This window comes from Streptomyces sp. G7(2002), assembly GCF_028870195.1.
In the GTDB taxonomy this organism is placed as follows: Bacteria; Actinomycetota; Actinomycetes; order Streptomycetales; family Streptomycetaceae; genus Streptomyces; species Streptomyces nigrescens.
The window spans coordinates 341,684-358,267 of sequence record NZ_CP102609.1 but is presented as its reverse complement, the minus strand read 5'-3'; the positions used below and the strand labels follow the sequence as shown (position 1 = coordinate 358,267).

At 72.9% G+C, this 16,584-nt stretch carries 15 protein-coding genes; 12 read left to right on the top strand and 3 right to left on the bottom strand.

Annotation, left to right across the window (positions count from 1 at the left end; all coding sequences use genetic code 11):
• Positions 1-21: 21 nt before the first annotated feature.
• Together NUT86_RS01560 and NUT86_RS01555 are read left to right on the top strand one after the other, a co-directional pair.
• Positions 22-669 (top strand): CatB-related O-acetyltransferase, encoded by a 648-nt coding sequence (locus NUT86_RS01560; protein WP_148588036.1) that lies wholly within the window; start codon positions 22-24, stop codon positions 667-669.
• Between the two features lie 152 nt (positions 670-821).
• A complete protein-coding gene (locus NUT86_RS01555) occupies positions 822-1,043 on the top strand; it encodes a hypothetical protein (protein ID WP_266437641.1) in 222 nt (73 codons plus the stop codon).
• A gap of 72 nt (positions 1,044-1,115) precedes the next feature.
• On the opposite strand, the gene NUT86_RS01550 is transcribed toward NUT86_RS01555, so the two are convergent.
• Positions 1,116-2,603, bottom strand: coding sequence for an alpha/beta hydrolase (locus NUT86_RS01550; protein WP_274732848.1), 1,488 nt, complete (start codon positions 2,601-2,603; stop codon positions 1,116-1,118).
• Positions 2,604-2,771: 168 nt separating this feature from the next.
• Between NUT86_RS01550 and NUT86_RS01545 the strand changes: the two genes are divergently transcribed.
• Genes NUT86_RS01545 through NUT86_RS01500 form a run of 10 tightly spaced genes read left to right on the top strand, consistent with a single transcriptional unit; the run spans position 2,772 to position 14,373 of the window.
• Complete coding sequence (locus NUT86_RS01545; protein ID WP_274732846.1) at positions 2,772-4,028, top strand: ATP-grasp domain-containing protein; 1,257 nt, start codon at positions 2,772-2,774, stop codon at positions 4,026-4,028.
• Entirely contained in the window at positions 4,025-4,876 is an 852-nt protein-coding gene (locus NUT86_RS01540; RefSeq protein WP_159491870.1) for a Rossmann-like domain-containing protein, read from the top strand. The genes NUT86_RS01545 and NUT86_RS01540 overlap by 4 nt, the downstream gene beginning before the upstream one ends.
• Positions 4,858-6,024: a PLP-dependent cysteine synthase family protein gene (locus NUT86_RS01535; protein WP_446750816.1), complete on the top strand. Its 1,167-nt coding sequence runs from the start codon at positions 4,858-4,860 to the stop codon at positions 6,022-6,024. Before NUT86_RS01540 ends, NUT86_RS01535 begins: the two co-directional genes overlap by 19 nt.
• Positions 6,021-7,166 carry a mandelate racemase/muconate lactonizing enzyme family protein gene (locus NUT86_RS01530; protein ID WP_274732841.1) on the top strand — a complete coding sequence of 382 codons (1,146 nt, stop codon included), beginning with the start codon at positions 6,021-6,023 and terminating at the stop codon, positions 7,164-7,166. Before NUT86_RS01535 ends, NUT86_RS01530 begins: the two co-directional genes overlap by 4 nt.
• Entirely contained in the window at positions 7,163-8,449 is a 1,287-nt protein-coding gene (locus tag NUT86_RS01525) for an MFS transporter (RefSeq protein WP_274732839.1), read from the top strand. Before NUT86_RS01530 ends, NUT86_RS01525 begins: the two co-directional genes overlap by 4 nt.
• Before the next feature lie 20 nt (positions 8,450-8,469).
• Entirely contained in the window at positions 8,470-9,261 is a 792-nt protein-coding gene (locus NUT86_RS01520; protein ID WP_148590858.1) for a class I SAM-dependent DNA methyltransferase, read from the top strand.
• Between the two features lie 51 nt (positions 9,262-9,312).
• Complete coding sequence (locus tag NUT86_RS01515) at positions 9,313-10,899, top strand: ABC transporter substrate-binding protein (RefSeq protein ID WP_274732835.1); 1,587 nt, start codon at positions 9,313-9,315, stop codon at positions 10,897-10,899.
• Positions 10,896-11,849 (top strand): ABC transporter permease, encoded by a 954-nt coding sequence (locus NUT86_RS01510; RefSeq protein WP_159491878.1) that lies wholly within the window; start codon positions 10,896-10,898, stop codon positions 11,847-11,849. The genes NUT86_RS01515 and NUT86_RS01510 overlap by 4 nt, the downstream gene beginning before the upstream one ends.
• Positions 11,846-12,757 (top strand): ABC transporter permease, encoded by a 912-nt coding sequence (locus NUT86_RS01505; RefSeq protein WP_274732834.1) that lies wholly within the window; start codon positions 11,846-11,848, stop codon positions 12,755-12,757. Before NUT86_RS01510 ends, NUT86_RS01505 begins: the two co-directional genes overlap by 4 nt.
• Positions 12,754-14,373 (top strand): ABC transporter ATP-binding protein, encoded by a 1,620-nt coding sequence (locus NUT86_RS01500; RefSeq protein WP_274732832.1) that lies wholly within the window; start codon positions 12,754-12,756, stop codon positions 14,371-14,373. The genes NUT86_RS01505 and NUT86_RS01500 overlap by 4 nt, the downstream gene beginning before the upstream one ends.
• Positions 14,374-14,404: 31 nt before the next feature.
• Here the strand turns inward: NUT86_RS01500 and NUT86_RS01495 are convergent, their stop codons facing one another.
• Both NUT86_RS01495 and NUT86_RS01490 read right to left on the bottom strand, forming a co-directional pair.
• On the bottom strand, positions 14,405-15,697 hold the full coding sequence (locus tag NUT86_RS01495; RefSeq protein ID WP_274732830.1) for a cytochrome P450: 1,293 nt from the start codon (positions 15,695-15,697) through the stop codon (positions 14,405-14,407).
• A complete protein-coding gene (locus NUT86_RS01490; protein ID WP_274732827.1) occupies positions 15,694-16,482 on the bottom strand; it encodes an alpha/beta fold hydrolase in 789 nt (262 codons plus the stop codon). The genes NUT86_RS01495 and NUT86_RS01490 overlap by 4 nt, the downstream gene beginning before the upstream one ends.
• Positions 16,483-16,584: the final 102 nt, after the last annotated feature.

Here is a 16,584-nt window from a genome sequence, read left to right as displayed (position 1 = left end):
GCGAGAGAAAGCTGATGTGTGATGCCTGCTGTTCCTGCTGATCCGACCGTGGTGCACCCTATGCCCGAGCAGCCGCGTGTGGTGCTGCTGAAGCCCTTGGTGACCTCGCCGCTGATCGAGGTCGGGGAGTTCTCCTACTACGACGACCCGGACGATCCGACGGCGTTCGAGACCCGCAATGTGCTCTATCACTACGGGCCGGAGAAGCTGGTCATCGGGAAGTTCTGTGCGCTGGGCGAGGGGGTGCGGTTCGTCATGAACGGCGCCAACCACCGTATGGACGGCCCTTCCACGTTCCCCTTCCCCATCATGGGTGGCTCCTGGGCCGAACACTTCGAGCTGATCACCGGCCTGCCCGGGCGGGGCGACACCGTCGTCGGCAACGATGTCTGGTTCGGCTACCGCGCCATGGTGATGCCGGGCGTCCGCATCGGCCATGGCGCGGTGATCGCGTCCGGGTCCGTGGTCGTCGACGATGTCCCGGACTACGGGATCGTCGGCGGGAACCCGGCCCGGCTGATCCGTCGCCGCTTCGACGACGCGGACATCGCCCGCCTCCTGGCACTGGCCTGGTGGGACTGGCCGGTCGAGCACCTCACCGAGCACCTCCCGACGGTCATGTCCGGCAGCGTCGATGCTCTTGAGGCGGTGGCTCCGGGGAAGAAATAGCGTCGTCGGCGCCCGGGTTCGTGCTGTGTGATTGTTCGGGAGTGGGCGGGGTGCCAGTGGGCGAACTCCCCACGGCTGACCGGTACTTGTCCTGCCGACGGGGCCGCGGGTAGCTTCCCGACGTCGACATCGTGATCACTGGAGGGGGCAGTGTGGACTGGGGGACGCTGACGGCGACGCCGGGTGGTGGCGGTATCGCCATCTCCGGCACCGTGCTCGCCGATTACCTGCGCCATCGGCACGAACGCGACCGTGGTGCCGAGGCGCGGCGGCGGGCGGTGTACATCGAGTTCATCAGTGCCGCCGGGTGGGGCGAATGGGACGGCAAGGATCGCTGTGCGCTCTGTGAAGAGGCGGGCGCGGGCGGAGGGTGAAGGCTGGGCGGGCGACGGCGCAGGCCCGGCCCTGTGGCGCGGGCCGGGCCGTCCGCGCTCACCCAACGAGGCTCATGGGGTGGGCAGTCCGGGCCCCGTGCAGTGCACGTCGGCGCGCGGCACGGTTCCGTCGGTCAGATAGGCCGCGGCCGCCCCGTCCACACAGCCGTTGCCCCGGCTGGCGAACACCCCGTGCGAGTAGTCGTCGTGGAGGGAGACCAGACGGGAGCCGGGCAGCCGTCGCTGCAGTGCCCGGGCGCCTTCGATGGGGGTGACGGGGTCGTGCTCGGAAGCGATCAGCAGGACCGGTGGTGCGTCCGGGCTGCCGAGCGGCGTACCGTGCGCGGGCCGGTGGTGCCAGTAGGCGCACACCGAGGCCTCCATCCCGGTGAGCACCGGCTGCGGGTCGAGCCGCCGCATCCGCCGGATGTCGGCGACCACGCGGGCAGGCGAGGGCGCCGGTCCGTCCGCGCACTTGACCGTGCGGTTGGCGGCTTCATACGCACGTGACGCGGGGCCGTCGAAGGGCTCCGCCGGGCGCAGCGGGCCGGTGGTGCCGTCGCGCAGATAGGTCCGCAGGCCGTCGGCGAGGCCCGCCCAGCGTTCGGTGCGGCCCAGCGCCCGGTACACGGCGCGGTCGAACTCCGCCGCCCCGAAGCCGTCCACGGGGCGCTCGGCGAGACCGTCCCGCACCCGCTGGTACGCGGTGCGTACCGCCGTCCCGTCGGCACCGAGCCCGAAGCGCTTCTCGTGCCGGGCCGCCCAGGCGAAGAACACCGCCCGCTGGCGCACCATGGCCCGGCTCTGGAGAAGATCGAAGTCGTACCACTCCTCGGGGCCGACGACGCTGTCCAGCACCATCCGGCCCACTCGCTGCGGGAATTGGGCGGCATAGGCGGCCCCGAGATAGCTGCCGTAGGAGACGCCGAGATAGCCGATCCGGCGCTCACCGAGCGCCTCCCGTATGGCGTCCATGTCCCGGGCGGTCTCGGTGGTCGACAGATGCGGCAGCGCGTCCTTGACGTGCTGGGCGCAGTCGTCGGCGGTCCGCCGCAGTCCGTCGAGGTATTTCTGCTCGGCCGCCCGCCCCGTCGGCACCGGGTCCTGGCCCGGGCTGTCGAAGAGGCCGCCCATCGGGCCACAGTCCGCGGGCGCGCTCGCGCCGGTGCCGCGCGGGTCGAAGCCGATCACGTCGTACGAACGCCGCACCTGCTCCGGCAGTTTGGCGCGCTTGGTCACCGCGTAGGGGAGTCCCGACCCGCCGGGCCCGCCCGGGTTGACCAGCAGGACGCCACGCCGGTCGGAGGCCGGTCCGGAGGCGCGGACCCGGGACACGGCGATGTCGAGGTGCTGGCCGTCCGGGTGGCTCCGGTCCAGCGGGACGCTCAGCCGGCCGCACTCGACCCGCTCGGGGGCGGGCGGGGTCGGTACGGAGTCCGGACAGGCGCCGAAGTGGAGAGCCGGTGGCGGGGGAGCGGCGGGAGCGGGGGCGGCCGGGAGTAGGGCGGCGGTGGCCGTCAGGGCGCAGAGCAGGCCCGTGCGGCGTACGGCAGGAATCACAGGTCTCGCATTCGGGAGTGCGGCGGAGGGTGCCGCAGGACTTGGTGGTGAAAATGATTATCGTTTACAGTGTGGCCCGGTCAAGCCGGACGGCCCTCGCCAAGGGGCCGCCGCTCCGTCAAGTACCGCCGCAACAAGGCCCGAACAACGCTGCGAAGAAGGGACACCGTGGCTCATCTGCTGATGGTCGAGAGCTGGGTCGGAGCGATGAGCAGGCTGCTCCCGCGTGCGATCCGTGAGGGCGGACACGAGTTCACCTTCCTCACCCGCGACCTGCACCACTACCTGCGCTCCGCGCCCGAGGGCGCCGCTCATCCGCTGCTCGGCGCCCGCAATGTGCTGACCGCCGACACCAACGACCTCGAAACGCTGCTGCCGTACATCGAGCGGCTGCACTCCGCGCTCGGCTTCGACGGTGTGATCACCTCCTGCGACTACTACCTCCCGGCCGTCGCGCGGATCGCCGGCCACCTCGGACTGCCCGGCCCGGCACCCGAAGCGGTCGAGAACGCCTGCCGCAAGGACGCGACCCGGCAGGTGCTCGCCACCGCCGGGCTCCCCGGGCCGCGCTTCGCGGTCTGCGCGGACCGGTCCGAAGCCGCCGCCGCGGCGGCCGAGATCGGCTATCCGCTGGTGCTCAAGCCCGTCGACCTGTGCGCCGGCATGTTCGTCCGGCGCGTGGACGACGAAGCCGAGCTGGCCCGCGCCTACCGCGCGCTCGACGGCTTCCCCGTCAACGCCCGCGGCCAGCGCCGGGCGCCCGTGGTCCTCCTCGAAGAACTGCTCCACGGACCCGAAGTCAGCGTCGAGACCGTCACGTTCGACGGCACCACCCAGGTGGTCGGGGTGACCGACAAGAGCGTCGGCGGGGCGCCGGCCTTCATCGAGACCGGCCATATGTTCCCCGCCCCGCTCCCGGCCGCCGATGCGGCGGCGGCCGGTGAGACGGCCCGCCAGGCGATCGAGGCACTCGGACTCGACGGCGTCGTGGCGCACACCGAGATCAAGCTGACGCCCGACGGACCGCGTCTGATCGAGGTCAACCCCCGCCCCGCGGGCAACCGCATCACCGAACTGATCCGCCATGTCACCGGTGTCGACATCGCCGCCGCCGCGGTGGACGTGGCGATAGGACAGCGTCCCGATCTGTGCATACGGGACACCGGGCTGCGCAGCGCCGCGATCGGCTTCCTCGTCCCGCAGTCCACGGGCGTGCTGGAGGAGATCGACGGCGCGGACCTCGTGCGGAAGGCGCCGGGTGTGCTCGAAGTCCAGCTCGCCGACCCCGGCAAGCCGGTCAAGGCGGCCGGCAGCAACAACGAGTACCTGGGGCATGTCATGGCCGGCGACGCCGAGGGCCCGGCAGCGCGCCGATACGTCGAAGCGCTGCTGTCCGAGCTGCGCCCGCGGGTGGTGAACCGATGACCACCCCCACCACCCACCTCCCCGCCTCCGCCGCTTCGTACGACGACCTCGTGACCCGTGTCCTCAGCGGGGACTTCGGGCCCGACCCGCGTACCCAGAAGGTCGCCGTCGCCTTCAGCACCCGGCAGGCCGTACGCCACGAGGGCCGCAGCGGCGGCTACCGCAACGAAGTGCTGAGCCTGCGGCTGGCCGCTGCGGTCGGCTCCTGCGCGGTGGAGCCCGGTGAGCTGCCGGACGCCGCGATCGAGGACTGCGTCGGCGCGGACCTGGCCCGCCTCCTGGCGCACGAGCTGCGCCCGGTGCGGGTGGCCGCCCTCGACACCTATCTGATGCACGTCCTCCCGCACACGCCCGCGAACGGCGCACGGCCCTGGTCGCTGCCGGCCGGATCGTCCCTGCGGAAGTCCCGGGCCAGGGCACGGGCCGTCGCCGGACTGGTCGACGCCGCGCCGGGCTCCCGGGTGCTCGTGGTCGGCGTGGTCAACTCGCTGCTGGAGGCGCTCCGTGAGCGCGAGCTGTCGTATGTGCCCTGCGACCTCAAGGGCGGCACGACGGAGTGGGGCGAGCCGGTCCGCACCGATGCGCTCGCCGAGCTGGCGGACTGCGACGCGGTGCTCGCCTCCGGGATGACGCTGGGCAACGGCAGCTTCGAACCGCTGCGGGAGCACGCACTGCGCCACGGCAAGCCCCTGGTGATGTTCGCCCAGACCGGCAGCGCGGTGCTGCCGCGGTTCCTCGGCTCCGGGGTGAGCGCGGTGTGTGCGGAGCCGTACCCGTTCTTCTGGCTCGATGGCGGACCGGGCCTTGTCCACCGCTACCGCGACGAGGCATCCGGAGCCGCCCGGTGACCACGGCCGTCCGGCAACCGACCGGCAACCGCGCGCTCCTCGGCCTGCTCGGCCGCACTCCGCTCGCCCGGGTCACCGCCGACCTCCCCTGCCCGCACCCCGGCTTCTGGGCCAAGCTCGAAGGGCTCGGGGCGGGCGGCATGAAGGCACGGGCCGCCGTGTCCATGCTGCTCGGCGCCAGGGAGCGCGGCCAACTGCAGCCCGGCGCCCCCGTCGTGGAGTCCACCTCCGGCACACTCGGCATCGGTCTGGCCTTCGCGGGCCAGGCGCTCGGCCATCCGGTCGTGCTGGTCGGCGACACCGAGCTGGAGCCGTCGATGCGCCAGCTGCTGCGGACCCACGGGGTCCGGCTCGAACTCGTCGACCGTCCGGCGGCCGACGGCGGCTGGCAGGCGGCCCGGCTGGCCCGGCTGCGGCAGCTGCTCGCCGAGCTGCCCGGCGCGTACTGGCCCGACCAGTACAACAACCCCGATAATGTCGCCGGTTACGCCTCCCTCGCCGCCGAAATGGCAGCCGAACTCGACCATCTCGACGTCCTGGTGTGCAGCGTCGGCACCGGCGGCCACAGCGCGGGTGTCGTCGGCCCGCTGCGCCGGCACTGGCCGCACCTGCGGCTGATCGGTGTGGACGCCACCGGCTCGACGATCTTCGGCCAGCCCGCCAGGGCCCGGCTGATGCGGGGCCTCGGCAGCAGCATCCATCCGCGCAATGTCGCCTACGACGCCTTCGACGAGGTGCACTGGGTCGGCCCGGCCGAGTCCGCCGATGCCTGCCGCAGGCTCGCCACCGGCAACTTCGTCAGCGGCGGCTGGAGCACCGGCGCCGTCGCCCTCGTCTCCGCATGGGCCGCACGGGTACACCCCGGAGCCGTGGTCGCCACCGTCTTCCCCGACGGTCCGCAGCGCTACCTCAACAGCGTCTACGACGACGACTTCGCCACCGCCCACGGCCTGGACCTGGCCACGGCCGCCACCCGCCCGGTCGAGATCCCGCATCCGACGGCCGCGGAGGCGACCGGATGGACCCGGTGCGGGACGGTCGCCGACCCGCTCGCACCCCCGGCCGCGGGGAGCGGACGCCCGCACGCCCCGCTGCAGACCGCCGCGCACCAATCCGCCCACCCCACCACCTGGGAAGAAGCCCCGTGAAGGTCAGCCAGCGCACCGTACGACTCGAACTCACCGAGCCGCTGCGGATATCCCGCTCCACGATGGCGGCCCGCGACGCCGTATGGCTCGCCATCGAGCACCAAGGCCACAGCGGCTACGGAGAAGCCGTCACCAGCACGTACTACGGCCTGGACGCCGCCACCCTCGGCCGGCTGCTGCACGAGGCCGCGCGGGAACTCGCCCGCTGCGCCACCCCCGAGAGCGCCCTCGACGCCCTGCGCGCGAGCGACCTGCCCGCGCCCGGCACGCCCCCGGCGGTGACCGCGGCCGTGGAGTCCGCGCTGCTCGATCTCGTCGGGAAGCGCGCCGGCCTGCCCGTGCACCAGCTGCTCGGCGCATCGGAAGCGCCGAGCGCCGCCACCGCCCGCACCATCGGCATCACCTCGTGCCGTGCGGCCGCGGAGCAGGCGGGCCGGCTGACCCGGCTCGGCTTCTCCGTCATCAAGATCAAGGCCGGTGCCCCGGACCCCGAGGACGACCTCGACCGCGTACTGGCGGTACGCAACGCCGCACCGCACGCCCGGCTGCTGCTCGACCCCAACGGTGCCTGGAGCCCCGCCCTGGCCGACGCCCTGCTGCCCCGCTACGCCGGCCTCGGCATCGAGGCGGTGGAGCAGCCGCTCGCCCCCGGCGACCCCGAGGCACTGGCCGCACTCGCCGCACGTTCGCCGCTGCCGGTCATCGCCGACGAGGACGCGGTCGGCTTCGAGGACGCCCAGCGGCTGGCCGGGCGGGTGCACGGCATCAACGTCAAGCTCGCCAAGTGCGGTGGGGTCACCGCGGCGCTGCGCATCGCCGACCTGCTCGCCGGCAGCGGCACCGAGCTGATGCTCGGCTGCCTCACCGCCAGCACCCTCGGCCTCGCCCCCGCCGTCCACCTCGCCGACCGCGCCCGATGGACGGACCTGGACGGCCACTTGCTGCTCGCCCACGACCCCTGGACCGGTATCGGCGGCACGGACGGCACCGTACGCGCCGGCCGCGAACCCGGCCTCGGCGTCCGTCCGGCCCACGGCACACCGCCACCGGACGGGGAGACAGCGGGCCGAGAGACACCGGGCCAGGAAACAGCGGTCCAGGAGACGCCGGAGCCGGTCCGCGGCGGGGAGGCGGACCGGTGAAGACCTGGCACGAGATGCGCCGCTTCCCGTTCGCCATCCGGCTGCTGCTGATCAACCAGCTCGGCGTCAACACCGGTTTCTATCTGCTCATTCCCTACCTCGCCGTGCACCTCGGCGAAGACCTCGGAATGTCCGCCGCGGTCGTCGGGATCATCCTCGGCGTCCGCAACCTGAGCCAGCAGGGCCTGTTCCTCATCGGCGGTTCGGCCGCCGACCGGCTGGGCGCACGCGGTGTCATCATCGCCGGCTGCGCGCTGCGGACCGTCGGCTTCGGCCTCTTCGCGCTCGGCGACGGCCTGGTCGTCCTCCTCGCGGCGTCCGTGCTCTCCGGGCTGGCCGGGGCGCTGTTCAACCCCGCCGTACGGGCCTATCTCGCGCAGGAGGCGGGCCCGCGCAAGGCCGAGGCGTTCGCGCTCTTCAACGTCTTCGCGACCACCGGCGCCCTGATCGGGCCGCTGCTCGGCAGCGCCCTGCTGCTGGTCGACTTCCGGGTCTCCGCGCTCACCGCCGCCGCGATCTTCGCCCTGCTCACCGTCGCCCAGGCCGTGGTGCTGCCCGCATCCAAGGTCGCCCCGGCGGCCAACAGCGTCCTCGGCGACTGGCGCGAGGTCCTCGGCAACCGTGTCTTCCTGGCCTTCGCGCTGGTCATGGTCGGCATGTTCACCATGCAGAACCAGCTGTATCTGCTGCTGCCCGACGGCGCCCGGCGGGCCACCGGCTGGGACGGCGCTGCCGGTCTGGTGTTCCTCATCGGCACCGTCGCCAACCTCGCGCTCCAGATGCGGATCACCCGCGCCCTCAAGGAGCGCGGGGACCGGGCGCGGTGGATCAGCGCCGGGCTCGGCCTGATGGGCCTCGGCTTCGTCCCGCCGATGGCCGTCGCAGCCCTGGGACCGCCGTCCGGCGGCCCCGGCGAAGCCGCGCTGCGCGCACTGCCCGTACTGGCCGGGGCGCTGCTGCTCTACCTCGGTGTCATGGTCGCCCAGCCGTTCGTGATGGAGCTGATCCCCGCCTTCGGCCGCGCCGAACTCACCGGCACCTACTTCGGACTGTTCTACGTGGTCTCCGGAATCGCCGCGGCGGCGGGCAACACCGTCGTCGGCTGGGCCATGGATACCGGTGAGCACACCCGTATGCAGTGGCTGCCGTGGGCCTGCTGCCTGGTCTTCGGGCTGGTCTCCGCGGCGGGTGTCGCCTGGCTGCACCGGTTGCGCGGTCTGCCGGGGCAGGCAACCGACCCCGCACCGGCCACCGCGGCGCCCACGACGGCGGGGAAGGCCTGACCACACCCATGGAAACGGATATGACCAGCGAAAACCTGCTGACCGACAACCCGGAGCTCTACGAGGCCCGCTTCCCCGACACCGAACGGCTCGCCGGCCGCTGGGCCGAGGACTGCCTGCGCCGGCACGGCGCGGGACACCGCGTCCTGGACCTCGGCTGCGGCACCGGAAGGGACGCCGCCCATCTGCACGGGGCGGGCCGCACCGTCGTCGGCGCCGACCTCTCCGCCGCGATGCTGGCCCATGCCCGCACGCAGCACCCCGGACCGGACTACGTACAAGCCGACCTGCGCGACTTCGACCTCCGCCAAGGCCCCTTCGACGCCATCGTCTGCCTGGACAGCGCCCTGCTCTACTGCCACACCAACGCCGAACTCGACGGCTTCCTCGCCTCCTGCCGGCGCGGCCTCACGCCCGGCGGGCTGCTCGTGGCCGAGATGCGCAACGGCGCCTTCTTCCTCGGCCGGACGGAACTGCTCGACGCCCCGGCCGTCAACGACTTCACCTGGCGCGGCACCGCCTACACCTCCACCACCACGCTGTACATCGACCGCGCCGCCCAACTCCTGCGCCGCACCCGCATCTGGACCACCGACGACGGCTCCCCGCCCCACGAGCAGCGTTCCGCATGGCGACTGCTCTTCCCCCAGGAGCTGCGCCACGCCCTCGCCGCGCACGGCTTCGAGGTCCTCGACCTGCACGACGGGCCGGGGCCGCGGACGGACCCGGCCTGGCACGAGGGCGCCGGGCCGGGCGAGTCCGCCGACGGGGACCGGCTCCACCTCGTCGCCCGGCTGACCCGCCACGACTGACGGCCGCCCGGCCTCCCCTTCCACCCACCCGCGCACAGCAAGGAAACCGCCATGTACGAAGGTCCCGTCAACGACCCCCGCTTCCCCGGCCTGCGCCGCCGCGGCTTCCTCGCCGCGGCCGGCGGGGCGGCCGGCCTCGGCGCGCTCGCGCTCGCCGGCTGCACGAGCCCCTCCGGGGGCGCCGCTGACGGCGGCGGCAAGCCCCGGCGCGGCGGGAAGCTGCGTGCCGCCTTCGCCGGCGGCGGTGCGAGCGAGACCCTCGACCCGCACCTGGCCAACCTCTTCGCCGACGCCGCCCGCGCCAAGGCCCTCTTCGACAAGCTCGCCGACTTCGGTGCCGATCTCGCCGCCGAGCCGCGGCTGGCCGCGTCCTGGGAGCCGAACTCCACCCTGGACCGCTGGACGGTGAAGCTGCGCAAGGCGTCCTTCCACAACGGCAAGCCGGTCACCGCCCGCGATGTCCTCTACAGCTTCCGCCGCATCGCCGACCCGAAGAAGGCGTTCCGCGCCAAGGCCTCCCTGGAGCCCCTCGACCTCAAGGCGAGCCGCGCCGTCGACGAGCGCACCGTCGAGTTCGCGCTGAAACGCCCGACCGCCGAATTCCCCAACCTGCTGGCCGCGTTCGGCGCCTATATCGTCCCCGACGGCGCGACGGACTTCGACACGAAGCCGGTCGGCAGCGGCCCCTTCCGCTTCGTCTCCTTCACGCCCGGACGCTCCGCCGTCTTCCGGCGCAACGACGACTACTGGGACGGCGCGCCCTACCTGGAGCAGCTGGAATTCCTGGTCGCCAACGAGGAGTCCGCACGCGTCAACTCCCTGCTGGGCGGCCAGGTCGAGTACGCCCACGAGCTGTCGCCGACGACCGCCCGCGCACACGAGGGCAAGGGGCAGATCGAGATCGTCCGGCTGCGCAACAGCGCCATGCAGGCGTTCGCGATGAAGACCGACCGGGCGCCGTTCGACGACAAGCGGGTGCGCGAGGCGTTCTTCCTCCTCGCCGACCGCAAGGAACTGGTCGACGGTGCGCTCTCCGGCGCCGGCGAGATCGGCAACGACCTGTTCGGCAAGGGGTACGAGTACTACGCGGACGGTCTGCCGCAGCGCGAGCAGGACCTGGACCGGGCCCGCCACCTGCTGAAGAAGGCCGGCGCCGACGGACTCCGGGTCACCCTGGACACCTCCGCCGTCGCCGCCGGGTTCACCGAGGCCGCCGCCATCTTCCGTGACCAGGCCGCCAAGGCCGGAGTGCGGGTGAAGGTGGCGATGGGCAGCAAGGACAGCTACTGGCAGGACACCCTCGAATCCGGAACGCTGTGCTGCTACCGCTCCGGCGCGATGCCCATCGAGTCGCACTTCTCCCAGCGCCTGCTGTCCGACTCCACCACCAACGCCACCAAGTGGCACCACAAGGACTTCGACGCGCTCTACCAGCAGGCCCAGTCCACCAAGGACAAGAAGGACCGGGCCGCCGTGTACGCGCGCATGCAGCGCCGGCTGTACGCCGAGGGCGGCTTCCTGGTCTGGGGCTTCGCCGACTGGATCCTGGGCACCGCCCGCACGGTCCGCGGCGTGGCACACAAGGCCCCCGCCAACACGCTCGACTGGGCCCGCTTCGACAAGGTGTGGCTCGCGTGAACGGTCTGCGGTCATGGCTGGCCCGGCGGCTGCTGCTCGGCGCCGGGCAGACCGTCGCCGTCGTGCTGCTCGTCTTCGCCCTCACCGAGGCGCTGCCCGGCGACGCCGCGGTGGCGCTCGCCGGCGACCAGCCCGACCCCGCCCGGATCGCGGCCATCCGGGAGACCATGCACCTGGACCGGCCCGCCCACGAACGCCTCGCGTCATGGACGGCCGGGCTGCTGCACGGCGACCTCGGCACCTCGCTCACCTCGGGCCGCCCGGTCAGCTCCTACCTCGCCGACGGCTTCGGACCGACCCTGCTGCTCGCCGCGCTCACCCTGCTCCTGCTGGTGCCGCTGGCGGGAGGCCTCGGCGTCCTGGCTGCCCGCCACGAAGGACGGCTCGTGGACCGCCTCATCAGCTCGGTGACCCTGGGGGTGTACGCGGTACCGGAGTTCGCCTTCGGGGTGCTGCTGGTGACGGTCTTCGCGCTGCGTCTGGGCTGGCTGCCGCCGACCGCCGTCGGCTACGGCGACGATCTGCTCGCCCATCCCGCGGCGCTGGTGCTGCCCGTACTGGTGTTGCTGTCCCGCCCGGTGTGCTCGCTGGCGCGGCTGGTACGGGCGGGGATGATCGATGCGCTGGCCTCGCCGTACGTCGCACAGGCCCGCCGCTACGGCATCCCCGGCGCGCGCATCCGCTATACGCACGCCCTCCCCAACGCCCTTGCGCCCGCCGCCCAGCAGCTCGCCCGCACGGTCGACTGGCTGCTGTGCGGTGTCATCGTCGTGGAGGCTCTCTTCGTGATTCCCGGACTCGGAACGGTCCTGATCAATGCCGTGGCGGAACGCGACGTCCCCGTCATCCAGGGGCTGGCGGTCGTCTTCGGCTGCACCGCCGTCGTCCTCAACCTCGGTGCGGACCTGGCCACTTACCGTCTGGTGCCCCGGACGGGGGTGGCGGCGTGAGTCCCCGTACGGCATCCGGTCCGGGCCGCTTCACCTTCGCCCTGCTGGTCATCGCCGTCCCGCTGCTCCTCGCCCTGTTCGGGCCGCTGTTCGCCGGGGAGCCCGGACCACGGGCCCCCTCGTTCACCGTCGGCGGCGGACACTGGGCCGGCACGGACTTCGTCGGCCGGGACGTCTGGCAGCAGGTGCTGCTCGGCGGCCGCCCGGTGGTCCTGTCCGCCCTCGCGGCGACGGCGCTCGCGTACGCGGTGGCGCTCCCGCTGGGCCTCATCGGTGCGCTGACCCACCGCCGTTGGCTGGAAGAGCTGCTGATGCGGCCGCTGGACGTACTGCTCGCCGTGCCGTCGCTGCTGATCATTCTGCTGGTGGCGGCGGTCCTGACGCCCGGCGCCGGCGGCCTCGCGCTGCTGGTGGCCCTGGTCAACATCCCGGACGCGGTCCGCGCGGTCCGGGCCGCCACCGCCGAAGCGGCCGCCCGGCCCGCGGTCGAGGCGCTGCGGATGCAGGGCGAGACCTGGTGGCGGACGGCCGTGGGGTACGTCGGCCGGTCGGCCCTGCGCACCCTCGCCGCCGACGTCGGGGTCCGGCTCACCGGTGTGCTGTACCTGGTCGCCACGGCAGCCTTCCTCGGCGTCGGCGCCGAACCGGACGCCGCCGACTGGGCGGTGATGGTCGACCGCAACCGGACGGGCATGTTCGTCCAGCCCTGGGCCGTCGTGCTGCCCGCCGTACTGATCATGGCGTTGACCATGGGCACCAACCTGCTCTTCGACGCCGCCCTCACCCGCCGCGACCGAACGCCGGGACGGGACCGTGCACCCCGGCCCGTCCGCACCCCTGCACCGCTGCCCGCCGACGGCACGCCCTCCGGGACCGGGCGAGACGAGAAGAGCGACCCGTGCATATGAACCAGCCCACCGAGGCCCAGGACCAGCCCACCGAGGCCCGGGGCCAGGGCGCTCGGGTCCAGGACCTGCGCGTCGACATCGACGGCCGGGCCCTCGTCGACGGAGTGAGTCTGCGGGTGCCACCCGGCCGGATCACCGCCCTGATCGGAGCCTCCGGCAGCGGCAAGACCACCACCGGACTCGCCCTGCTCAACGAATACCCGCCCGGCGCCAGGGTGACCGGCCAGGTGCACACCCCCGACACCCTCGTCGGCTACGTACCGCAGCACCCCGCCACCGTGCTCAACCCCGCCCGGCCGGTCGCCGCCCTCCTCCAGGACATCGCGCGCACCCACGTAAGCCATCTGCCCCGCCGTGCCCGCCGGTCCGAGATCCGGCACCGCATCCTGCGCGCGCTCGCGCAGGCCCAGCTCCACGACGGCGAAACCCTGCTGGACCGCTACCCCCACCAGCTCTCCGGCGGCCAACAGCAACGCGTCGTCCTGGCCCAGGCCCTGCTGACCGGCGCCCGCACCCTCATCGCGGACGAACCGACCACCGGCCAGGACGCAGTGACGAAGCAGCAGATCGCCGACCAACTGGCCGCCGTGGCCCGGGAGGGCATCGCGGTGCTGCTCCTGAGCCACGACCTGGAGGTCGTCCGCGCCCTGGCCCACGACGTCCATGTCCTGCGCGCCGGCCGCATCGTGGAATCCGGCCCGCCGGTACAGCTCTGGAGCAGCCCTCAGCACTCGTGGACCCGGGAACTCCTCACCACTGCTGCCCCCGCCGAGCCGTCGGACGGCCCGCTCGCCCCGAGCACGGACGCCGGGACACCGGCCGGCGAAACCACCTCCGGGCCGGCAGCCGCCGAGGCGGTACTCCAGGTGCGGAGCCTCACCGCCCGCCATGGCAGGTCCACCGTCCTGCAGACCCCCGAGCTGCTTCTCCCGCCCGGCTGTTCGGCCCTCGTGGGCCGCTCCGGCAGCGGCAAGACCACTCTCGCCCGCTGTCTGGCCGGTCTCCACCGGAGCTACGACGGCGAGGTCCTGCTGGACGGCGTCGCCCTGCCCCGCAGCCTCCGCGACCGCACACGCGAGCAACTGGCCGCGGTCCAGTACGTCTTCCAGGACGCCCGAGCCGCCTTCGACGAACACCGCCCGGTCCTCGGCCAGGTGATGCGCAGCGCCATCCGTCTGCGCCGGGTCCCGCGGCCCGAGGCCCTGGCCGAGGCCGAGCGCACCCTGAGCACCCTCGGGCTTTCCGGTGACCTTGTTCGCCGCCGGCCCGCGCAGCTCTCCGGCGGTGAACTCCAGCGCGCCGCCCTGGCCCGCGCCCTGCTGGCCCGCCCCCGGGTCCTGATCTGCGATGAGATCACCTCCGGCCAGGACTCCGTCACCCGCCGGAACCTCCGCACGCTCCTCGCGGACCTCGTACGGACCCACCCGGAGATGTCCCTGGTCCTCATCACCCACGACCGCGACACCGCGACCCTGGCCACCCGTATCGCCGTCCTCGACGACGGCCACCTCGTCGAACAAGGCCCGACCGGCCAACTGCTCACCGCCCCCCGACACCCCCTCACCGCCGCATTGCTGCAGCCGGCACCGGAGGTCAGCGCCGCGTCTCCACAGTGATCACCGGCTCTCCTCCCGTCCGATCGCGGCCCTACTCCCCGGGCGGCACGTCCACCAGCCGCAGCGGCAGCGACTTCAGGCCATGGATGAAGTTCGACACGAGCCGCCGCGGCGGACCGGCGACCGCCAGAGCGGGCAGCAGTCGGCAGGTCTCCTCGTACAACACCCGCAACTGCAGCCGGGCGAGGTGTGCCCCCAGGCAGACATGCGGACCGTCGCCGAAAGAGACATGGGGATTTGCGGACCGGGCGAGATCCAGCCGGTGCGGGGCGGTGAAGACCCGCTCGTCGAAATTTGCCGAACCGTGGAAGACCACCACCTTGTCGCCGGCGCGAAGGGAGCGGCCGGCCATTTCGGTGTCGTGGGCCACGGTACGGCGGAAGCTGAGCACCGGCGGATGCCAGCGCAGCAGCTCTTCCACCGCTGTCGCCATCCCCACGGCGCCCGCGCGCAGCCGGCGGTACGCGTCCGGATGCCGGGCCAGTGCCAGCAGTCCGCCGGGGGCCGCGCTGCGTACGGTGTCATTGCCCGCGATGGTCAGCAGGAAGAAGAACATCTCCAGCTCGGGCGTGGCCAGTTCGGGGTCCGAGGCGAGCACCGTCATCACATCGTCGTCCGGATACCGCCGCTTGTGGGCCGCCAGCTCCCGCGCGAAGCCGAACATGTCCTGGAGCATCGCCGGGGAGCGTGGATTGGCGGGCCGCCCGTCCGGGCCGGATGCGGACGGGCCTGATTCGTCCGGGTCCTGGTAGCCGATGACACGCCGGGTCCAGTCCAGGAGCAGCCCGCGCTCGGCGGCCGGCACACCGAGCAGATCGGCGAGGTTGAGCAGCGCGAAGTCATCGGTGACCGCGGTGACCAGGTCACACACCCCGTTCCCGGCGCGTGCCGTGGCGACCGCCGCCGTCAGCAGACCACGCGCCCGCTCGCGTACGACGGTGCCGAAGCGGTCGACCTGGCGAGGGGTGAAGGCACGGCTGACCGAACGGCGCAGCCGCCCGTGGTCCGGGGGATCCTGATTGAGCATCATGCGCCGGATGAACGGCAGGTCGGCAGGGTCGGGGTCCCGGATCTGGGTGGCGCCCAGGTGCGAGGAGAAGGTGCGGGCGTCCTTCAGGACCCGTACGACGTCCTCGTGCCGGGTGACCGCCCAGAAACCCGGCCCGGCGGGCCAGCCCAGCACCTCGTGCTCCTCCTGCCAGGCCACCGGATACCGGTCACGCAAGAGCCGGTACGCCGCGTGCGGCAGCCCGTCGGCGTACCCGCGCGGGTCGAAGACGTCCGGCACCTTCCGGTCCGCGGCACCGGCTGCGGGCACGGTCATCCGGCCGCCGTTCCGCCCTCGTCGGCGCGCAGGAAGTCCTCGACGGCCCGGATCAGTTCCAGTGGCGTCTCGTCCATGGCGTAGTGCCCTGCCGAGGGCAGCTCGACCAGCTCACTGCGGGTGTACCACTGCATCCAGGTCTGACGTGTCAGCTCGGCGTTCAGCGCGGGATCCAGCGTGCCGGTCACCGCCAGCGCGGGCACCGCCGAGCCCTCGACCTCGGCCGCGAATCCCTCCCCGGACCAGGAGTCCAGCCAGGAACGGAACGCCTTCGGATCGCTGCACTCCAGTGACCGCCGCACCATCCGGTCCAGCCAGGCGGCCGGACGCTGCCCGCCGGTGGTGAGGTCGATGATGGCGCGCCGGTTCTCCGGGGTGTGGGCCGCGGAGGAGAACAGTTCCCACTGCTGCGGCGGCAGCGGCAGACCGGAGGCGGGGACCGGCGAGATGCCGACCATCCGGCGCACCCGTCGCGGCGCCGCGGCCAGCACCCGCTGGACGACGCTCGCGCCCATCGAATGGCCGATCAACGAGAACCGGTCCCAGCCCAGACGGTTGGCGAGCGCCAGCACATCGGCCGCCCCCTCGCCGGTGGTGTACGCACCGGCCGCGTCCTTCGCCTCCCCGTAGCCACGGAGATCGACCAGCGCGTACTGGAACGCGTCCCGGTCGAGATCCGCCCTGACCGGGTCGAAGGCGGACCGGTCGGCGAACCACCCGTGCACGGCGATGACCTTGTGCGATCCCGCGCCGTGCAAGACATGGGGCAGTACGAAGGAAGCCACGCTCACTCCAACCGTGTGACGGAACCTGCCGACGGTGACGGCCGCCGGCCGGGCACGACCACACTGGCCGTAACCTCCCTGCCCTGCAAGAGCGCCACGGGC

Coding starts and splice junctions, on each gene's coding strand:
- NUT86_RS01515 (WP_274732835.1), top strand. CDS start 9,313: ATGTACGAAGGTCCCGTCAACGACCCCCGCTTCCCCGGCCTGCGCCGC.
- NUT86_RS01560 (WP_148588036.1), top strand. CDS start 22: ATGCCTGCTGTTCCTGCTGATCCGACCGTGGTGCACCCTATGCCCGAG.
- NUT86_RS01495 (WP_274732830.1), bottom strand. CDS start 15,697: ATGACCGTGCCCGCAGCCGGTGCCGCGGACCGGAAGGTGCCGGACGTC.
- NUT86_RS01500 (WP_274732832.1), top strand. CDS start 12,754: ATGAACCAGCCCACCGAGGCCCAGGACCAGCCCACCGAGGCCCGGGGC.
- NUT86_RS01540 (WP_159491870.1), top strand. CDS start 4,025: ATGACCACCCCCACCACCCACCTCCCCGCCTCCGCCGCTTCGTACGAC.
- NUT86_RS01520 (WP_148590858.1), top strand. CDS start 8,470: ATGACCAGCGAAAACCTGCTGACCGACAACCCGGAGCTCTACGAGGCC.